This window comes from Cupriavidus sp. UME77, from assembly GCF_014170355.1.
GTDB lineage: Bacteria > Pseudomonadota > Gammaproteobacteria > Burkholderiales > Burkholderiaceae > Cupriavidus > Cupriavidus basilensis.
Genome location: NZ_LZZU01000002.1, coordinates 1 through 17,861 on the forward strand (window position 1 = coordinate 1; position 17,861 = coordinate 17,861).

Sequence of the window (17,861 nt, forward strand, 5' to 3'; positions counted from 1 at the left end):
GGCGAGAGCCTTGCGGCCGCGCCCGCCTGCCAGTGCTACGGGTGCGCTGGCGCAGCGCGCCGGGCTTCGATCTCGCGCAGCACGCGCCGCTGGATCTTGCCGGTGGTGGTCATCGGCAACTGCGCGATGAACTCGATGGCCTTGGGATACTCGTAGGGCGCAAGCTGGCCGCGCACATGCTGCTGCAGCTCGGCCACCAGCGTGGCGTCGGCCTGCGCCGAACGCACGATCGATGGCACCAGCACGATGAACGCCTTGACCACCGCGCCGCGCTCCGGGTCCGGCGAGGGCACCACCGCGCAGTTCGACACGGCGGGATGCTTGAGCAGGCAGTTCTCGATCTCGCTCGGGCCAATGCGGTAGCCGGAGGATTTGAAGACATCGTCGGCGCGCCCCTGGTACCAAAGGTAGCCGTCTTCGTCGATGCGCGCCAGGTCGCCCGTGCGGCACCAGCGCAGGCCGTCGTGCTCCAGGTACTTGCCGGCGGTGGCCTCCTCATTGCGCCAGTAGCCAAGGAAGAACACGGGGTCGGGATGGCCGTGGACGTCGGTGCTGCACACGGCCACCTCGCCGTCCTCGCCCACCGCGCAGGGCCTGCCTTCATCGTCGACCACGGCGATGCGGTGGCCAGGATAGGGCCTGCCCATCGAGCCCGGGCGCGCCGGCCAGCCTAGCTGGCCATCGTTGTTCTGCGCGGTGCAGTTGCCCGCGATGTAGTTGATCTCGGTCTGGCCGAACATTTCGTTGACGACCACGCCGAGCGCGTCGCGGCACCAGGCGAACACGGTTTCCCCCACGGCTTCGCCCGCGCTCATCAGCGCGCGCAGGTGCAACTGGTAGTGCTCGCTTGGCGCGGGGCAGGTTTTCATCATCTGCTTGAGCGCGGTGGGAAACAGGAAGGTATTGGTGACGCGATAGCGCGCCATCAGCTCGAAGGCGGTTTGCGCGGAGAACCTGCCCTGGTAGCCCACGATGGTCTTGCCGAAATACAGCGTGGGCATCAGCGCATCCCACAGCCCACCGGTCCAGGCCCAGTCCGCCGGGCTCCAGAACACGTCGTCGGCTTGGGGAAACCAGTTTTGCGAACAGACGAAGCCGGGTAGGTTGCCTATCAGCGCGCGGTGCGGGATCAGGGCGCCCTTGGGCGGGCCGGTGGTGCCGCTGGTGTAGATCAGCACCGCCGCCTCGTCGGCCTTGGTCACGACTGCGGTGAACGCCGGCAGCTCGGCGGCCAGCAGCGCATCCCAGTCGTGCTCCGCGCGGCCCACGGCGGCACCGACGCCGATCACCGTGGCCAGTGCCGGGCACTCCGCGCGCGCCGCCAGCACGTTGTCGATCGAGGATTCGTCGGCAATCGCCAGGCACGCCTCGCTGTGCTGGAGGCGGTACGCCAGGGCTTCCGGGCCGAACAGCATCGACAACGGCATGGCGATGGCGCCGAGCTGGTAGATCGCCATATGCGCAATCACCGTCTCGATGCGCTGCGGCATGACGATGCCCACGCGGTCGCCCCGCGCCACACCCAGCGTGCGCAGCGCCCGGGAGAGGCGATCGGCCTCGGCCTGGATGAAGGCGTAGCTGTAGCTGGCGCGGCGCCCGTCTTCGTGCTCGGTGTGGACCGCGATGCGATCCATCGTGGCTGGGTCGCGCGCCCAGCGCCCGCAGCACGCGTCGGCCAGGTTGAAAAACTCGGGCACATGCCAGTGGAATTGCGAATGTAGCGCGGGATAGTCGTCGCGCCGGCTGGCTGGCAGGGCGGGTGCGGCCATGCTGGGTCTCCTGGGTTGCGTTCGGGATGCGGGCCGGGCCGGCTTGCCGCTATAATCCGCAAACGAACGATCGTTCTATTTTTAGGCTTCCCCGTTGCCGCGGGTGAAAGCGTCCGCCACGATCAGGGAAAAGGCACCCGGGGAGACACCATGACAATAAGAGAAACCTCGCGCTCGGAATTTATCACGTTGCGCGGCCTCAATATGCACGTGCGCCACTGGGGCGAGCCCGGTGCGCCCACCTTGTTCCTGCTGCATGGCTGGATGGACGTGGCCGCCTCGTTCCAGTTCATGGTGGACGCGCTGGAACGCGATTGGCACGTGATCGCCCCCGACTGGCGCGGCTTTGGCCAGACCGACTGGCCGACACGCTATCCCGGCACCGAGTCCTACTGGTTTCCCGACTATGTCGCCGATCTCGAGGCCGTACTCGACCACTACCAGCCGGACGCGCCGGTGAACCTGGTGGGGCACAGCATGGGCGCCAACGTGGCCTGCTTCTACGCCGGCATCCGCCCCGAGCGGGTGCGCCGCGTGGTTGACCTGGAGGGATTTGGCATGACAGGCACGCGCGCCGAGCAAGCGCCCGGGCGCTATGCGCGCTGGCTCGACGAGTTGCGCGAGCGCCAGCCGTTGCGCTCCTATGACAGCGTGGGGGCGGTGGCGGCACGGCTGCAGAAGACCAATCCGCGTCTGCCCGATGACCGCGCCGCCTTCCTGGCCGAGCACTGGTCAGCGCGCAATGCGCAAGGCCGCTGGGAGATCTTGGGCGATGCCGCGCACAAGATGGTCAATCCGGTGCTCTACCGGCTCGACGAAGTAATGGCGATCTGGGCGCAGGCCACCGCGCCGGTGCTGCACGTGGAAGCGCGCAACTCGCAGACGCTCAGCCACATTGCAAAGGGCCAGCCGCTGGAGGAGTTCAAGCAGCGCTTCAAGGTGTTTCGCGATTTCCGCGAGGCCATTGTCGATGACGCCGGCCATATGCTGCATCACGACCAGCCGCGGGTGGTGGCCGGGCTGGTCGAGTCTTTCTGCGTCTGACGCCGTGGGCCGTGCATGCTGCCGCGCTCAGGCGTGCGTCAGTTTTTCCTTGAGCGTGGCGTTGTTGCTGGTGTGCACATGGACCAGCGCCTTTTCCGGGAAGGCATAGTGATAGGCGCGCCGCAGGGCCAGGGCTGCCTCGTGGAAGCCCGAGAGGATGAGCTTTTGCTTGTTGGGATAGAAGGCGATGTCGCCCGCGGCGAAAATGCCGCGGCGGGACGTTTCGTAGGTGGTGGTATCCACCATGATGCGCCCGGCGCGCATGTCGAGGTCCCACTGGGCAATCGGGCCGGGCTCGGAGACGAGGCCGTACAGCGCGACGAGTTCGTCGGCAGGCAGGCTGATCGTGTCCTCCCGGGTACGAATGTCGACCCCGGCCAGGGAGCCGCCTTCGGTCTTGAGCGCGCCCAGCATGCCCACCACGAAGTCCATCTCGCCGGCGGCCACGGCCGCGCGCATTTCGGCCACCGTACCGTCGGCCGCGCGAAAGCCTTCCCGGCGGTGCAGCAGCGTAACGCGCGCCGCGGTCTTGCGCAGCGCCAGCGCCCAGTCCAGGGCGGAATCTCCGCCGCCGGCCACCACCACGCGCTTGCCGGCGAAACGCGTGGTGTCGCGCACCGCGTAGTGCAGGTGGCGGTCTTCCAGCGCGGCGGCCTCGGGCAGCGCCACGCGTTGCGGGGCGAAAGCGCCAGCGCCGGCGCAGATCAGCACCGCGGCCACGTCGAAGCGCTTGCCGGTGTCGGTTGTGACCAGCAGGCGGTGCGGGTGCTCATGGCCGGCTGTGGCGTGAGGTTCGGGCGGGACCTCGGCCAGGCCGTTGGCGCGCTCGTTGAAATGCATGGGAAAGGCGAACGGCGCGCATTGCTCGAGCAGGCGGTCGACCAAGTCCTGCGCCAGGCAGCCCGGCACCGCGGGGATGTCGTAGATGGGCTTTTCCGGGTAGAGCTCGGTGCACTGTCCGCCGGCGCGGTCCAGCACGTCGATGAGCTCGCACTTCAGCCCCAGTACGCCCGCCTGGAAGGCAGCAAACAGGCCGACCGGGCCGGCGCCGACGATCAGCACATCGGTGCGGATCACGTCGGCCGGGACGGTTGGGGTGCGGGAATCAGGCGTGGCGCAGGCAGGGGTTCGGGTCGGCATGGCGTGGCGGGCGGCGCGCGTGGCGGCGCCCGGCAGGTGGGTCGTCAGGCCCCAACTATACCGCGCGGGGCCGGCCCCGCCCCCTACGCCAGCGTTGGCGGCAGGGCTATCGGCGCGCATGTGTGGGCCAGCCCACGCGGCGCACATTGGCACCGGATTAAAGTCGGATTGAAGTTGGATTAACGCGGAATTATCGCGAGAGTAGAATAGACGCATGCAAAATTCACACGCAATCAACGCAGATCTGCATTGCCATTCCACGGTGTCCGACGGCATGTTGTCCCCCGAGGATGTGGCCGCGCGCGCGCATGCCGGCGGCGTGGCGTTCTGGGCGCTGACGGACCATGACGAGGTCAAGGGCCAGGCCAGGGCGCGGGCCGCGGCCGAGGCGCTCGGCATGCGCTACGTGCCCGGGGTGGAGATCTCGGTGACGTGGGCCGGGCAGACCGTGCATATCGTCGGCTTGCAGATCGATCCCGAAAGCCAGGCACTGGTCAATGGCCTGGCAGCCACGCGCTCCGGGCGGGCCGCCAGGGCGCAGGACATTGGCGAAGCGCTGGCCGCGATCGGCATCGAGGGCGCCTATGAGGGCGCGCTGCGTCACGTCGGCAATCCCGACCTGATCTCGCGCACCCATTTCGCGCGCTGGCTGGTGGAGGAAGGGCGGTGCAAGACCATCAGCGAGGTGTTTGACGACTACCTCGGCGAAGGTTGCCCGGGCTATGTCGGGCACCGCTGGGCCAAACTGGCCGATGCGGTGGGCTGGATCCAGGCGGCCGGCGGTATCCCGGTGATGGCGCACCCAGGCCGCTACAACTACACACAACTCCAGCACGATGCGCTGTTTGACGAGTTCAAGCAGCTCGGCGGGGCCGCGGTCGAGGTGGTCACCGGCAGCCATACGCCGGAACAGTACCGCCAATATGCCAATGTCGCGCATCACTATGGCCTGCTGGGCTCGCGCGGCTCGGACTTCCACGGGCCGGGCGAGGGACGGATCGAGCTGGGCTCGCTGCCGCCACTGCCGTCGTCCGTCACCCCGGTCTGGCATGACTGGTAAGCCGCGCCGGCCGACGGCCGTCCCGCGCCCAGCCCTCCCGAACCCGCCATGCGTTCCCTTCGCCTCTCCCCATCGCAGAACTGGCCTGGAATGCGCGCGGCGTTTGCGCCCATCCCGCGGCCGGTCGCCCCAGGCCCGCACATGTCCCAATACTTCGATATCCATCCGCTCAACCCGCAATCCCGGCTGATCAAGCAGGCCGCGCAGATCATCGGGCAGGGCGGGCTGATTGCCTTGCCCACCGACTCCAGCTACGCACTGGCCTGCCGGCTCGACGACAAGGCCGCGGTAGAGCGGCTGCGCCGCTTGCGCGGGATCGACGACAAGCACCATCTGACCCTGATGTGCAGCGATTTGTCGGAGCTTGGCAACTTCGCGCGGGTGGACAACCGGCAGTACCGCTGGCTCAAGGGCGCCACGCCCGGGCCCTACGTCTTCATCCTCGAGGCCACCAAGGAAGTGCCGCGCCGGCTCTCGCATCCCGCCCGCAAGACCATTGGCGTGCGGGTGCCCGACCATCCCATTCCGCTGGCGCTGCTGGCCGAAGTGGGCGAGCCGCTGATTTCGGCTACCCTGCAGCTGCCGGGCGACGAAGCCCCGCTCAACGAGCCGGAGGTGATCCGCGCGCGGCTGGAAAAACAGCTGGAACTGGTGATCTGTGGCGGCGCCGCGCCCGCGCAGCCAACCACGGTGATCGACCTGACCGCCGGCGAGCCCGAGCTGGTGCGGCAAGGACGCGGCGATATCGAGCGTTTTGGACTGTGATTGCCACCGAACAGTCGCTTTGCCGCAGCCCCGGTACAATAGTGACCCATGGATTCCTCTCTGATTCAGACCCTAGCGGTCTACGCGCTGCCGGTCCTGTTTGCCATCACGCTGCATGAAGCCGCGCACGGCTACGTGGCCAAGCTGTTTGGCGACAATACCGCCTATTCGATGGGCCGCGTCAGCCTGAACCCGGCGCGCCATATCGATCCCATCGGCACCATCGCGGTGCCGCTGCTGCTCTATTTCATGACCAGCGGACAGTTTGTCTTCGGCTACGCCAAGCCGGTGCCGGTCGCCTTCGACCACCTGCGCAATCCGCGCTGGCATGGCATGTGGGTGGCGCTGGCGGGCCCGGGCAGCAATGTGCTGCAGGCCTTCCTGTGGGCGCTGGTGGCGGTTGGCCTGGTGGTGGCCAGGGTGCAGGAGCCGTTCTTCACCCAGATGGCGCAGGCCGGCGTGCTGGTCAACCTGGTGATGGCTGCGTTCAACCTGTTCCCCGTGCCGCCGCTTGATGGCGGCCGCGTCCTGACCGCGTTGTTGCCGCAGCGGATCGCGCATGCGGTGTCGCGCATCGAGCCCTATGGCATCTTCGTGGTGCTGGCGCTGGTGGCGGCTGGCGTGATCACCAAAGTGTGGATGCAGCCGGTGATGGGGGCGCTCAGGAGCCTGGTGTTGCTGATGCTGCAACCCATCCTGGCTCTGGTGCAGTAAGCCGCGGCGCCGGCGCCCATGCCGGCGCAGACCTCGAATACGCGTACCCGTACCTGCACCGATTCCCACAAATACAGATAGACATGTTTCCCGATCGCGTTCTTTCCGGCATGCGGCCTACCGGCGCGCTGCACCTGGGCCACTATCACGGCGTACTCAAGAACTGGGTCCAGCTCCAGGCCGAATATCCCTGTTTCTTCTTCGTGGCAGACTGGCATGCGCTCACCACGCACTATGAATCGCCGGAGGTGATCGGCGAATCCGTGTGGGAGATGCTGATCGACTGGCTCGCCGCCGGCGTCGATCCCGAGCGCGCCACGCTGTTCATCCAGAGCCGCGTGCCCGAGCATGCCGAGCTGTTCCTGCTGCTGTCGATGGGCACGCCGCTGAGCTGGCTGGAGCGGGTGCCGACCTACAAGGACCAGATCGAGAAGCTCAAGGACAAGGATCTCTCCACTTACGGCTTTCTCGGCTATCCGCTGCTGCAGGCCGCCGACATCCTGATCTACCGTGCCGGCCGCGTGCCGGTGGGCGAGGACCAGGTGCCGCACGTGGAGATCACGCGCGAGATCGCGCGCCGCTTCAACTATCTGTACGGGCGCCAGCCGGACTTCGAGGCGCAGGCGCAGGAAGCCGCCAAAAAGCTGGGCGGCAAGCGCACCAAGGCTTATCTGGAGCTGCGCCGCGCCTATCAGGAGCAGGGCAAGGCAGAGGCGCTCGAGGAGGGCGGCGTGCTGGTGGCCCAGTCGCAGAGCCTGGCCGCCGAAGACCGCGAGTTGCTGCTGGGCTACCTGGGCGGCTCGCGCAAGACCATCCTGGTCGAGCCGCAGGCGCTGCTGACCGCGGCGTCGCGCATGCCCGGGCTGGACGGCCAGAAGATGTCGAAGTCCTATGGCAACACCATCCGCATGCGCGAGGACAAGGCGTCGGTGGAGAAGAAGGTACGTACCATGCCGACCGATCCGGCACGCGTGCGCCGCACCGATGCCGGCGATCCGGCGCGGTGCCCGGTGTGGCAACTGCACCAGGTCTATACGGACGCGCCCACCCGCGAGTGGGTCGAGAAGGGCTGCCGCAGCGCTGGCATCGGCTGCATCGAATGCAAGCAGCCGGTGATCGAGGGCATCCTGCGCGAACAGCAGCCCATGCTGGAGCGGGCGCAGAAATACATGGACGATCCCGCGCTGCTGCGCGCCATTGTCGACCACGGCTGCGACCAGGCCAGCCAGGTGGCGCGCGAGACGATGCGCGATGTGCGCGCCGCCATGGGCCTGGGGTACCGGTGAGCACGGCGGCGGGCATCCCCCACGCGCCGCTGGGCGCACCGTCGCCGTGGGTGGCGCGCTGGGCGCATCTGGTGCGCCCGGGCGGCCGCGTGCTCGACCTGGCCTGCGGCAATGGCCGGCACGCCATCTGGTTCGCGCGCCGGGGCCATGCGGTGCTGGGCGTCGATCGCGATGCGGCGGCATTGGCCGCGCTGGCGGCTTTGCCCGAAGGCGTCGCCACGCGCACGGCCGACCTGGAGCAGGGCACGTGGCCGCTGGCGGATGAGCCGGGCTTCGACGCGATCGTGGTCACCAATTACCTGCACAGGCCGCTTTGGGCACATCTGTTCGCTGCGCTGGCGCCGGGCGGCGTATTGATTTACGAAACCTTCGCGGCTGGCAACGAGACCGTGGGCAAGCCTTCGAACCCGGATTTCCTGTTGCAGCCGGGCGAGTTGCTGGATGCCGTGCACGGCATCTTGCGGGTGATTGCCTACGAAGATGGTGCGTTGGAGGTGCCTAAAGCTGCCTTTGTGCAGCGTATTTGCGCGATTCGCGAAGAAATAGGCAAAACAGGCGGCGGAGCGCCGCCGCGGTATCCTTTGCCGGGCTGAAGTGCGGCCCCGGTTATTTGCGGGCCCGGTCGGCGAGACCTGGGCTTCACGCGTTGAACTGCCTTGGGTTTTCCGCGGTCGAAGGTGCGGTCGGAAGGCCTTGGGTATCCGGTACAATCGCGGTATTCGTTTCTCGAATTCTCAAACGTTATGACACAGATTAACGGCAGCATCGTCGCTATCGTGACGCCGATGCAGGAAGATGGCAGCCTGGATTTCCCCGCGCTGCGCGCCCTGGTCGACTGGCACGTGGCCGAGGGCACCGATGGCATCGTGATCGTCGGCACCACTGGCGAGTCGCCCACGGTGAACGTGGATGAGCATTGCGAACTGATCCGCGTCGCCGTGGAGCAGGCCGACAAGCGCATCCCGATCATCGCCGGCACCGGCGGCAACTCGACCAAGGAAGCGATCGAGCTGACCGCGTTTGCCAAGCAGGTCGGCGCCGATGCGTCGCTGCAGGTGGTGCCCTACTACAACAAGCCCACCCAGGAAGGCATGTATCGCCATTTCCGCACGATCGCGGAAGCGGTGGAACTGCCTGTCGTGCTGTACAACGTGCCGGGCCGTACCGTGGCCGACATGCAGCACGAAACCATCCTGCGCCTGGCGCAGGTGCCGGGCATCATCGGCGTCAAGGAAGCGACCGGCAATATCGACCGTGCCGCGCAACTGATCAAGGATGCGCCGCAGGGCTTCTCCATCTACAGTGGCGACGATCCCACGGCGATTGCCCTGATGCTGCTGGGCGGCCATGGCAATATCTCCGTCACGGCCAACGTGGCGCCGCGCAAGATGCACGAATTGTGCGTGGCTGCCCTGAAGGGCGACGCGATTACCGCGCGTCGCATCCATATGGAACTGGTTGCGCTGAACAAGGCGATGTTCGTCGAGGCCAACCCGATTCCCGTCAAGTGGGCGCTCCAGCAAATGGGCAGAATGCAGGGCGGCATCCGCCTCCCGCTTACTCCGCTGTCACCGGAATACCACGATGTGGTGCGCAAGGCGCTGTCGGCGGCCGGCCTGCTCGGCTGATCGCACGGTGTTTTGCCGTCATCCCTCAACTAGGATTGCGTGTCAATGAAACTCAAGCTTAACCGCCACGGTGCAACGCAAGTTGGCCGTGCCGCCCTGGTCTTGCCCGTGCTCGTGGCAAGCGCGATGTCCGGTTGCAGCAGCATCAACGACGCGATGGCGCCCGACAAGATCGACTACAAGTCCGCCGCCAAGCGCACCTCCACGCTGGACGTGCCGCCGGACCTGACCAAGATCGAAGGCGACCGCCGCTACTCCGTGCCGGACCAGAACGGCACGTCCACCTTGTCGACCTACAACCAGTCGAACAAGGTCGTGCAGCAGCAGGTGGGCACCGAGAACGTGCTGCCCTCCACGCAAGGCATCCGCATGGAGCGCGACGGCAACCAGCGCTGGCTGGTGATCAGCAACGGCATGCCGGCGGACAAGCTGTGGCAGTCGATGCGTGAATTCTGGCAGGAGAGCGGTTTCCTGCTGGTGCAGGACTCGCCAGAGACCGGCATCATGGAAACCGACTGGGCCGAGAACCGCGCCAAGATCCCGCAGGATTTCATCCGCAACACGATCGGCAAGGTCTTCGACGGGCTGTACTCGACATCCGAGCGCGACAAGTTCCGCACGCGCGTGGAGCGCGCGCAGAACGGCAACCTGGAAGTCTTCATCAGCCACCGTGGTGCGCAGGAGCAACTGACCGGCATCGACAAGTCGACCACGACCTGGACGCCGCGCCCCTCCGATCCTGAGCTGGAGGCCGAATTCCTTTCGCGCTTCGCGCAGCGCCTGGGCGTGCAGAAGGAGCAGGCCGACCGCATGGCCAAGAATCCCGCTTCGCCGGCAGCCGCCGCTGCGGGCACCACTGCGGCAAAGGGAGCAGCACCTAGTAGCGCCAATGCCAACCTGACCCAGGTCAATGGCAGCCAGGCACTGCAGTTGTCCGAGCCGTTCGACCGTGCCTGGCGCTCGGTGGGCCTGGCGCTGGACCGCGTGAACTTTACGGTGGAAGACCGTGACCGCGCGCAAGGCCTGTACTACGTGCGCTATGTCGACCCGCGCGACACCGTGGACAACCGCGGTTTCTTCTCGAAGCTGTTCACCAAGACCGGCACCGAGGACAGCAAGAAGGCGAAGAAGTATCGCGTGGCACTGAAGGGTGATGGCACCGGCACGACCGTGACGGTGCAGAACGATGCGGGTCAGCCGGAAGGCACCGAAGTCGGCAAACGCATTCTTTCGCTGCTCGACGAGCAACTGCGCTGACCGGCATGCGGGTCACGCAAACCACCCCGCGGCGCCCGGCCGCGGGGTGGCTCGCCGGACTGCCAGGGGAGGCAGGCGCATGATGCGCTTTGCCTTCCTCGGTAGCGGCAGCGAGGGCAATTCCCTGTTGATCGAGTCGCAAGAGGGCGCCACCACGACCAGGGTGTTGCTCGATTGCGGCTTCGGCATTCGCGAAACCGCGCGGCGGCTGGAGCGGCTCGGCATCACGCCGGATCAGCTCGATGCCGTGCTGGTTACCCACGAGCACGGCGATCATGTCGGCTCGGCCTACGCCTTTGCTTCCCGTCACGACCTGCCGGTACATACCAGCCATGGCACCTGGCTTGCCACCTCGCACATGCGCGGGGCGGACAAGGCCGACGTGCGCGTGTGTGGTGCCGACCATCCGTTGGTGATCGGCAACCTCCACATCCTCCCATACACCGTGCCGCACGATGCGCGAGAGCCGTTGCAGTTCGTGCTAAGTGACGGCGACGCCCGCCTGGGCGTGCTGACCGATGCCGGCATGGAGACGCCTTACGTCACCGCGCGGCTGGCGGGGGTGCATGCCCTGGTGCTGGAATGTAACCACGATCGGGAGATGCTGCGCAATTCCGCCTACCCGTATTCGCTGAAGCAGCGCATTGGCGGCGATTTTGGCCACCTTGCCAATGAAGTGGCGGCCGGCATCCTGGAGCGAGTGGCGCATGCGGGGCTGCAGCGCGTGGTGGCCGCGCACCTGAGCCAACAGAACAACACCCGGGAGCTGGCCACCCAGGCACTGGCCACGGTGCTGGGCGTGTCGTCAGGCGAAATCCTGGTGGCGGACCAGCACGAAGGACTGGGCTGGCAGCCGGTCAAGGCCTGAGGCGGGGCGGACAATCCGCGGGCGAAGCCTGCAGACGTAAAAGCTACAGACGTAAAAAAGCCGACCCGAAGGTCGGCTTTTTTATCGGTCGAGACCGATTACTGCTTAGCAGCCGGAGCCGATGCGTCAGCAGCCGGTGCCGATGCGTCAGCGGCAGCAGCCGGAGCCGATGCGTCAGCAGCGGGAGCAGCAGCCGGAGCCGATGCTTCAGCCGGAGCGGCAGCAGCCGGAGCCGAAGCTTCCGGTGCCGGAGCAGCGGCTTCTTCCTTCTTGCCGCAAGCGGCGAGAGCAACGGCGGCGAGCAGCGATGCGATCAGGAGAGACTTCTTCATTGTTCGTCCTTTAACTTTAATAACAGAAAAACAGGCGATGAATAATTACCGGTAATTATCGCTCTTGAACTGCAAAATAGAGGCTCTCCCGGGTGCCGACAAATGCAGTGGTACACAGTACTAGCCAGCCGGTGATTATATCCGCGTTTTCCCGGCTTGTGTAGCGCTGTCTTTTCCTGTTTTTGGTTGTTACGGATTATTACAGCGAAGCGGGTCCGAATTGCAGCCAACCCTCCAGCGCCCAGTGATGGAAAGTTTCCATCAGATCCGGCAGATCCGCGCAGGCAGCCACTTCCGCGGCGCTCAGGCAGCGCTGGTCCGCCAGCAGGCGCAGCCAGCGCGCCAGCGCCGAGGGCGGCTCGTAGGCTTCGCCATTGATAAAGAAATGGGTGCGGTCATACAACGCAATCGATCCCGGCGCAAGCACGACGCCGTGAGACAGGGCGAGTTTGTTGTATTTCTTCAGCGTGATTTCGGATATTTCCGCAAACTCCACGCTTGGCTTGGGCTCGGAGAGATGCGCACCCAGAAACTCCGAGACCATGCTACCCGACCAACGGAGGGCGCTCAGCTTCTCGGTCACCGCGCGCACCATCTGGGCCGGCAGTTGAGCCGGATGTGCCGTTGCCGGCTCACCGGCATCCGCGTAGCGCCCGCTCAAGTCCTCGTTGTCCTCGACCGTTTCCGAGAGCCAGGCCAGGAAGTGCCCCGCCAGTTCGCGGTAGGCCGGTGCGCGAAAGCCGATCGAATACGTCATGCACTCGCCGTCGGCCACGCCGTCGTGGGCGTACTGAGGTGGCAGGTAAAGCATATCGCCGGGCTCCAGCACCCATTCTTCCTCGGCCGTGAAGTCCGCCAGGATCTTGAGCGGCAGGTCCGGGACCAGGTCGAGCTTGGTCTGGGACGAGATGCGCCAGCGGCGCCGGCCCGATACTTGCAACAGAAAAACGTCGTAGGAATCGAAGTGCGGGCCCACGCCGCCGCCGTCGGTGGCGTAGCTGACCATCAGGTCGTCCAGGCGCGCATCCGGGACGAAACGGAATTGCCCCAGCAAGTCCGCGGCTGCACTATCGTGGAGATTGACGCCCTGCACCAGCAGCGACCATTGACGGGCATTGCGCGAGGGCAGGTTATCGGCGGCGAAGGGGCCTTGTTCGAGCTTCCAGCGGTTGCGAAAGTGCGACACCAGGCGCGATTCGACGTCGTCGCGGTCGGCCAGTTGGAAAAGCGACTCGCGCGATACCGGCGGCACGATTCCCGGTACGGCTTGTCGAATCAGCAGGGGTTTGCGGTGCCAGATATCGCGCATGAAAGCAGCTGGCGTCATGCCACCCAGGAGGGTGAGCGGCGCGTCAGGATCGACGGGGCCGGGGGGCAAGGCCTGCGCGTATAATGCGGAATCGTTCATGGAGTCAAGAATTGAAAATCGCTAAGAACACGGTGGTATCCGTGGTGTACAAGCTGTCGGATGCGCAGGGCAATCTGATCGAGGAGTCGGATGAGCCGATGGTTTACTTGCACGGCGGATATGATGGCACGTTCCCCAAGATCGAGGAAGCGCTCGAAGGCCATGAAGCCGGCTTTGAGACCCAGTTGCAGCTTGAGCCCGAGGAAGCCTTCGGCGATTACGACGCCGATATGGTCAAGGTAGAGCCGCGCGACCGTTTCCCCGAGCCGCTGGAAGTCGGCATGCAGTTCGAAGGCGTGCCCGAAGACGGCGACGACGAAGACTCGATCATCTACACCGTGACCGATGTGGCCGAAGACAAGGTGGTGCTGGATGGCAACCACCCGCTGGCCGGCATGGCGCTGCGTTTCTGGCTGCAGGTAGCGGAAGTCCGCGAAGCCACGGGCGACGAAGTACAGCACGGCCACGCGCATGGCGCCTCGGGCATCGAAGTCGTGGACGAAGATGAGGACGACGAAGGCGACAGCAGCCGCACGCTGCACTGAGTGCGCCACGCGCGCGCGCCCTCGCGGAAAGTCCCACGAATAAAGCCGGCATCGCCGGCTTTTTCTTTGTCCCTGCGGGGTTGGGCTGACGCCATTCATTCCGCCTCGGGGCCGTCCTTGAGCGTGACCTCGAACAGCGACGGCGACCCCGGCGTGATCACCAGTTCGGTGTACTGGCCGGGCGCGCCGCTTGGCAACACCACGCGGGAGACGTTGCGCAGCGTCTTGCCGCTGGCATCTTTCAGTGGCGTGTCGATGCCGAAGCCGCCCAGGCCGGTATGCACCAGCAGGACCTGGCCCCGGTAGCGCCCGGCCAGCTCACGCAACTGGCGCTTGAACTCCAGGAAGCCATCGCGCGTGCGCCGGCGCAGGAAGCCATCGAACAGGGAGGGCTTGCCGCGCTGCTCCCAGCCGTTGCCGAACTGCGGGTCGGCATGCATGAGCAGCACGATGCCGGGCAGGTTCTGCTGCTGCGCCAGCGAGAACGCGCGTGCCAGCCATTGGCGGTTGGCCTCGCGGCGATCCTCGAACTCGCCGTTGCGCCCGCCTTCCGAGCGATAGTGATTGTTGTCGCCCGGCAGGTTCAACCCCACCAGCATGACGCTCCCGGCGTGCCAGCGCACATTTTCCCGATAGCTGCGAAAGGTAGCCTGTTCGGACTGTCGCATCAGCGGCAGCACCCGCTGGCCCAGCGTGGTATCAGCCGGATAGAACAGCTCGCGCAGGCGGTTCAGCCGCTCCACCGCATCGAAGCGCCCGTTGGCGGCGCGAGCGCATTCCGCCCAGTCGGTTTCGCCAGGCAGGTAGACGAGCGGCAGCGGCGACTGGTCGAGTAGCCGCTGGCGAGCGGAAAGCAGGGTGTCGCCGCAGGATTCGGTATCGCCCTTGATGCCGCCCAGATGGACGACAAACTCCAGCCGGCGCGCGGCCAGGAAATCGAGCAGGCGGGCGGTGCCGGCTTCGGCGGCCGGCCACTGCGGCTGGTCGGCGATCAAGGCCACGCGTGTCGTTTCGGCGGCCGGTGCCGGAACCGGAGCCCGGGCACGGTTCGCCGCCTGGCCCGGCAGCGCGGGCAGCGCCAGCAGCACGCCCAGCATGGCCAGTCCGGCCAGGCGCTGCCAGCGCTGGCGCATGATCCCGTTTGGCGTCATGCGGTGGCTACGGCATCCTTGGCGAGCGCGCGCAGCCGATAGAGCGCGTCAAGCGCGTCGCGCGGCGTCAGGCTGTCCGGGTCGAGCTCGGCCACCGCGTCTAGCAAGGCGGCTTGCTGTGCGGAAATCGCGTTGACGGGCTGGCCATTGCCTCCGCCATCGCTTTGTTCCAGGTAGTCGTCGTCATCGTCAGGGGGCGAGGGCGGCGCGGCGAACAGGTCCAGCTGCGGCGTGGGCGTGGCGTCCGCCGACTGTTGCTCCAGCCAGGCCAGGTGCTTGCGCGCGGCGCGGATCACCGGCTGCGGCACGCCCGCCAGCTGCGCCACCTGCAGGCCGTAGCTCTGGCTGGCGGGGCCGTCCTGCACCGCATGCAGGAAGACGATGCCATCGCCATGCTCGACCGCGGACAGGTGGACATTGGCCGCCTGCGTGAATTCCTGCGGCAGTTGCGTCAGCTCGAAATAATGGGTGGCGAACAGCGTATGGCTGCGGTTATGCGCCAGCAGGTGACGCGCGATCGCCCACGCCAGCGCGAGGCCGTCGAAGGTCGACGTGCCACGGCCGATCTCGTCCATCAGCACCAGGCTGGCCGGCGTGGCGTTGTGCAGGATGCTGGCGGCCTCGGTCATTTCCACCATGAAGGTGGAGCGCCCGCCCGCGAGGTCGTCGGCCGCGCCGATACGGGTGAAGATGCGATCGATCGGGCCGATCACTGCGCGCCGCGCCGGTACATAGGCGCCCACGCAAGCCAGCAGCACGATCAGCGCGGTCTGGCGCATGAAGGTCGATTTACCGCCCATGTTCGGGCCGGTGATCAGCAGCAGCTTGCGCGCTTCCGTCAACTGGCAATCATTGGCGATGAACGGCACGGATTCCGCGGCGAGTTGGCCCTCCACGACCGGATGGCGGCCCTGGGTCAGGTCGATCACGTTCTCCGCGACGCGCTCGGGCTGGGTCCAGTCCAGCGTCTGCGCGCGCTCGGCCAGCGCCGCGAGGACGTCCAGGCGCGCGAGCGCGCCGGCAACCCGCTGCAACTCGCCAATATGCGGCAGCAACTGCTGGAGCAACGCCTCGTACAGCTGCTTCTCGCGCACTAGTGCGCGGTCTTGCGCTGACAGGGCCTTGTCCTCGAAGACCTTGAGCTCGGGCGTGATGTAGCGCTCGGCGTTCTTCAGCGTCTGGCGGCGGCGGTAGTCGTCGGGGACCTTGTCGGCCTGGCCGTTGGTCACCTCGATATAGAAGCCATGCACACGGTTGTATTCCACGCGCAGGTTGGCGATGCCGGTGCGAGTGCGCTCGCGGGCTTCCAGGTCGACCAGGAACTGGCCGCAGTTCTCCGAGATATCGCGCAGCTCGTCGAGCGTGGCATCGTAGCCACGGGCGATCACGCCGCCGTCGCGGATCACGGTGGCCGGCTCCGGCGCCACCGCGCTGGCCAGCAGGGCATGGCATTCCCAGGGCACTGCCAGCTCCGTCAGCGTCTGATTGAGCAACGGTGCGGCATCGTCTGCGCGCAGGCAGGCTTGCACGTCGGGCAGGGCGGTCAGGGTGTCGCGCAGCGAGGACAGGTCGCGCGGGCGCGCATTCATCAGGGCCAGGCGTGCGGTAATGCGTTCCACGTCGGACAGCCGGCGCAGCGCCGCGCGCAGCGCGTCGGTGCCCTGGCCGATCAGCGCGCCGATGGCCTGCTGGCGCGCCTGCGGGATGGCGCTGTCGCGCAGCGGATGGTGCAGCCAGTGGCGCAGCAGGCGGCTGCCCATGGCGGTGGCGCAGGTGTCCAGCAGCGAGAACAGCGTCGGCGACTCGCCGCCGCGCAGGGTCTCGGTCAGTTCCAGGTTGCGCCGCGTGGCGGTGTCCAGGCCAACGAATTCGGATTCGCGCTCGACCGTCACGCCCTTCACGTGGCGCAGCGACTGCCCCTGGGTGGAGGCCGCGTAGTTCAGCAGCGCGCCGGCTGCGCCGAGCGCCGCGCCCAGCCCGGCACAGCCAAACGGATCGAGGCTGGCCACGCCGAGCTGCTCGCGCAGGCGGCGGGTGCCGGCTTCCTGGTCGAAATGCCATTCCGGCAGCCGGGTACGTGCGCACTCCAGCGCAGGCAGCTCGATGCCATCGGCATACAGCAGCTCCGCCGGGCGGATCCGCTCCAGTTCGCGGCCGAGCTGCGCCACCTCGCACTCCATCAGGCGCAGCTCGCCGCTAGCCAGGTTGAGCCAGGCCAGCCCGGTCTTGCTCACGCCGCGGCGCGTGGTTTGCTGGTGCACCGCCATCAGGTAGGTGTCGACCTTGTCCGGCAGCAGTGCCGCGTCGGTCAGCGTGCCCGGCGTGACGATGCGCACCACCTTGCGCTCCACCGGCCCCTTGCTGGTGGCCGGGTCGCCGATCTGCTCGCAGATCGCCACCGATTCACCCAGCTTGACCAGCCGCGCGAGGTATTGGTCCACCGAATGGAAGGGGATCCCGGCCATGCGGATTGGCACGCCGTTGGAGCTGCCGCGCGACGTCAGGGTGATGTCGAGCAGGCGCGAAGCCTTTTCGGCATCGTCGTGGAAGAGCTCGTAGAAGTCGCCCATCCGGTAGAACAGCAAGGTGTCCGGATGGTCGGCTTTCAGGCCGAGGTACTGCGCCATCATGGGCGTGTGCTTTTCCGCGCTGCCGGCCTTGGGCTCGGTCTTGGCGGACTGTCGGGGTTCTACGGACATGCAATCCTCTCGGGCGGCTTTGGCGAAGCCGCCTGTTTTCGGGTACTCCGGCGGCCCGCGGGCCTGGCGCGGCGTGCGCGGCAGGCGCCTTGGATGGGCGGGCGCGGATAAAACCGGCATTTTACTGCGAGCCGGGCACCGAAGGGGGCGAGCAGGGCGAGAAGGGGGCGGAAGGGGGCAGGAAGGATGCAGGAT

At 66.7% G+C, this 17,861-nt stretch carries 16 protein-coding genes; 10 read left to right on the forward strand and 6 right to left on the reverse strand.

All coding sequences use genetic code 11. The features are described 5' to 3' along the window. Positions 1-35: 35 nt before the first annotated feature. Positions 36-1,769 (reverse strand): acyl-CoA synthetase, encoded by a 1,734-nt coding sequence (locus tag A9975_RS00675; protein WP_183030949.1) that lies wholly within the window; start codon positions 1,767-1,769, stop codon positions 36-38. Between the two features lie 150 nt (positions 1,770-1,919). Here A9975_RS00675 and A9975_RS00680 point away from each other — a divergent pair, with 150 nt between their 5' ends. Next, positions 1,920-2,813, forward strand: coding sequence for an alpha/beta fold hydrolase (locus tag A9975_RS00680; protein WP_183030950.1), 894 nt, complete (start codon positions 1,920-1,922; stop codon positions 2,811-2,813). Positions 2,814-2,840: 27 nt separating this feature from the next. Here A9975_RS00680 and A9975_RS00685 read toward each other — a convergent pair whose 3' ends face one another. Further along, complete coding sequence (locus A9975_RS00685; RefSeq protein ID WP_370563604.1) at positions 2,841-3,953, reverse strand: FAD-dependent oxidoreductase; 1,113 nt, start codon at positions 3,951-3,953, stop codon at positions 2,841-2,843. 214 nt (positions 3,954-4,167) lie between these two features. On the opposite strand from A9975_RS00685, the gene A9975_RS00690 reads away from it, so the two are divergent. The 8 genes from A9975_RS00690 (at position 4,168) to A9975_RS00725 (ending at position 11,531) form a co-directional block, all read left to right on the forward strand. After that, on the forward strand, positions 4,168-5,013 hold the full coding sequence (locus A9975_RS00690; RefSeq protein WP_183030951.1) for a 3',5'-nucleoside bisphosphate phosphatase: 846 nt from the start codon (positions 4,168-4,170) through the stop codon (positions 5,011-5,013). A gap of 141 nt (positions 5,014-5,154) precedes the next feature. Continuing rightward, the gene (locus tag A9975_RS00695) at positions 5,155-5,778 is read left to right on the forward strand and encodes an L-threonylcarbamoyladenylate synthase (RefSeq protein WP_174422810.1); all 624 of its coding nucleotides are present in this window, start codon (positions 5,155-5,157) and stop codon (positions 5,776-5,778) included. A 48-nt stretch (positions 5,779-5,826) separates the two neighbouring features. Then, positions 5,827-6,492, forward strand: coding sequence for a site-2 protease family protein (locus A9975_RS00700; protein WP_174422809.1), 666 nt, complete (start codon positions 5,827-5,829; stop codon positions 6,490-6,492). A gap of 83 nt (positions 6,493-6,575) precedes the next feature. After that, positions 6,576-7,778: a tryptophan--tRNA ligase gene (locus A9975_RS00705; protein ID WP_183030952.1), complete on the forward strand. Its 1,203-nt coding sequence runs from the start codon at positions 6,576-6,578 to the stop codon at positions 7,776-7,778. Beyond that, positions 7,775-8,371 (forward strand): class I SAM-dependent methyltransferase, encoded by a 597-nt coding sequence (locus A9975_RS00710; protein WP_183030953.1) that lies wholly within the window; start codon positions 7,775-7,777, stop codon positions 8,369-8,371. The genes A9975_RS00705 and A9975_RS00710 overlap by 4 nt, the downstream gene beginning before the upstream one ends. Before the next feature lie 150 nt (positions 8,372-8,521). Further along, complete coding sequence (gene dapA, locus A9975_RS00715; protein WP_183030954.1) at positions 8,522-9,406, forward strand: 4-hydroxy-tetrahydrodipicolinate synthase; 885 nt, start codon at positions 8,522-8,524, stop codon at positions 9,404-9,406. Positions 9,407-9,451: 45 nt separating this feature from the next. Next, complete coding sequence (gene bamC, locus A9975_RS00720; RefSeq protein ID WP_183030955.1) at positions 9,452-10,663, forward strand: outer membrane protein assembly factor BamC; 1,212 nt, start codon at positions 9,452-9,454, stop codon at positions 10,661-10,663. 79 nt (positions 10,664-10,742) lie between these two features. Next, the gene (locus tag A9975_RS00725; protein ID WP_183030956.1) at positions 10,743-11,531 is read left to right on the forward strand and encodes an MBL fold metallo-hydrolase; all 789 of its coding nucleotides are present in this window, start codon (positions 10,743-10,745) and stop codon (positions 11,529-11,531) included. Positions 11,532-11,629: 98 nt separating this feature from the next. Here A9975_RS00725 and A9975_RS37850 read toward each other — a convergent pair whose 3' ends face one another. Both A9975_RS37850 and A9975_RS00730 read right to left on the reverse strand, forming a co-directional pair. After that, the gene (locus A9975_RS37850) at positions 11,630-11,863 is read right to left on the reverse strand and encodes a hypothetical protein (RefSeq protein ID WP_082054812.1); all 234 of its coding nucleotides are present in this window, start codon (positions 11,861-11,863) and stop codon (positions 11,630-11,632) included. Positions 11,864-12,062: 199 nt separating this feature from the next. Next, on the reverse strand, positions 12,063-13,271 hold the full coding sequence (locus A9975_RS00730) for a cupin domain-containing protein (RefSeq protein WP_183030957.1): 1,209 nt from the start codon (positions 13,269-13,271) through the stop codon (positions 12,063-12,065). A gap of 11 nt (positions 13,272-13,282) precedes the next feature. On the opposite strand from A9975_RS00730, the gene A9975_RS00735 reads away from it, so the two are divergent. Next, positions 13,283-13,816, forward strand: coding sequence for a peptidylprolyl isomerase (locus A9975_RS00735; protein ID WP_043344946.1), 534 nt, complete (start codon positions 13,283-13,285; stop codon positions 13,814-13,816). A 95-nt stretch (positions 13,817-13,911) separates the two neighbouring features. Here the strand turns inward: A9975_RS00735 and A9975_RS00740 are convergent, their stop codons facing one another. Together A9975_RS00740 and mutS are read right to left on the reverse strand one after the other, a co-directional pair. Beyond that, positions 13,912-14,967 (reverse strand): hypothetical protein, encoded by a 1,056-nt coding sequence (locus A9975_RS00740; RefSeq protein ID WP_255502982.1) that lies wholly within the window; start codon positions 14,965-14,967, stop codon positions 13,912-13,914. Next, positions 14,964-17,666 carry a DNA mismatch repair protein MutS gene (gene mutS / locus A9975_RS00745; RefSeq protein WP_370563602.1) on the reverse strand — a complete coding sequence of 901 codons (2,703 nt, stop codon included), beginning with the start codon at positions 17,664-17,666 and terminating at the stop codon, positions 14,964-14,966. Before mutS ends, A9975_RS00740 begins: the two co-directional genes overlap by 4 nt. Positions 17,667-17,861: the final 195 nt, after the last annotated feature.

Bases quoted from the DNA above. Each gene is read 5' to 3' on its own strand.
- A9975_RS00675 (WP_183030949.1), bottom strand. From the start codon at position 1,769: ATGGCCGCACCCGCCCTGCCAGCCAGCCGGCGCGACGACTATCCCGCG.
- A9975_RS00705 (WP_183030952.1), top strand. From the start codon at position 6,576: ATGTTTCCCGATCGCGTTCTTTCCGGCATGCGGCCTACCGGCGCGCTG.
- A9975_RS00725 (WP_183030956.1), top strand. From the start codon at position 10,743: ATGATGCGCTTTGCCTTCCTCGGTAGCGGCAGCGAGGGCAATTCCCTG.
- A9975_RS00695 (WP_174422810.1), top strand. From the start codon at position 5,155: ATGTCCCAATACTTCGATATCCATCCGCTCAACCCGCAATCCCGGCTG.
- A9975_RS00680 (WP_183030950.1), top strand. From the start codon at position 1,920: ATGACAATAAGAGAAACCTCGCGCTCGGAATTTATCACGTTGCGCGGC.
- bamC (WP_183030955.1), top strand. From the start codon at position 9,452: ATGAAACTCAAGCTTAACCGCCACGGTGCAACGCAAGTTGGCCGTGCC.
- A9975_RS00740 (WP_255502982.1), bottom strand. From the start codon at position 14,967: ATGACGCCAAACGGGATCATGCGCCAGCGCTGGCAGCGCCTGGCCGGA.
- A9975_RS00690 (WP_183030951.1), top strand. From the start codon at position 4,168: ATGCAAAATTCACACGCAATCAACGCAGATCTGCATTGCCATTCCACG.
- A9975_RS00685 (WP_370563604.1), bottom strand. From the start codon at position 3,953: ATGCCGACCCGAACCCCTGCCTGCGCCACGCCTGATTCCCGCACCCCA.
- A9975_RS00700 (WP_174422809.1), top strand. From the start codon at position 5,827: ATGGATTCCTCTCTGATTCAGACCCTAGCGGTCTACGCGCTGCCGGTC.
- A9975_RS37850 (WP_082054812.1), bottom strand. From the start codon at position 11,863: ATGAAGAAGTCTCTCCTGATCGCATCGCTGCTCGCCGCCGTTGCTCTC.
- dapA (WP_183030954.1), top strand. From the start codon at position 8,522: ATGACACAGATTAACGGCAGCATCGTCGCTATCGTGACGCCGATGCAG.
- A9975_RS00730 (WP_183030957.1), bottom strand. From the start codon at position 13,271: ATGAACGATTCCGCATTATACGCGCAGGCCTTGCCCCCCGGCCCCGTC.
- mutS (WP_370563602.1), bottom strand. From the start codon at position 17,666: ATGTCCGTAGAACCCCGACAGTCCGCCAAGACCGAGCCCAAGGCCGGC.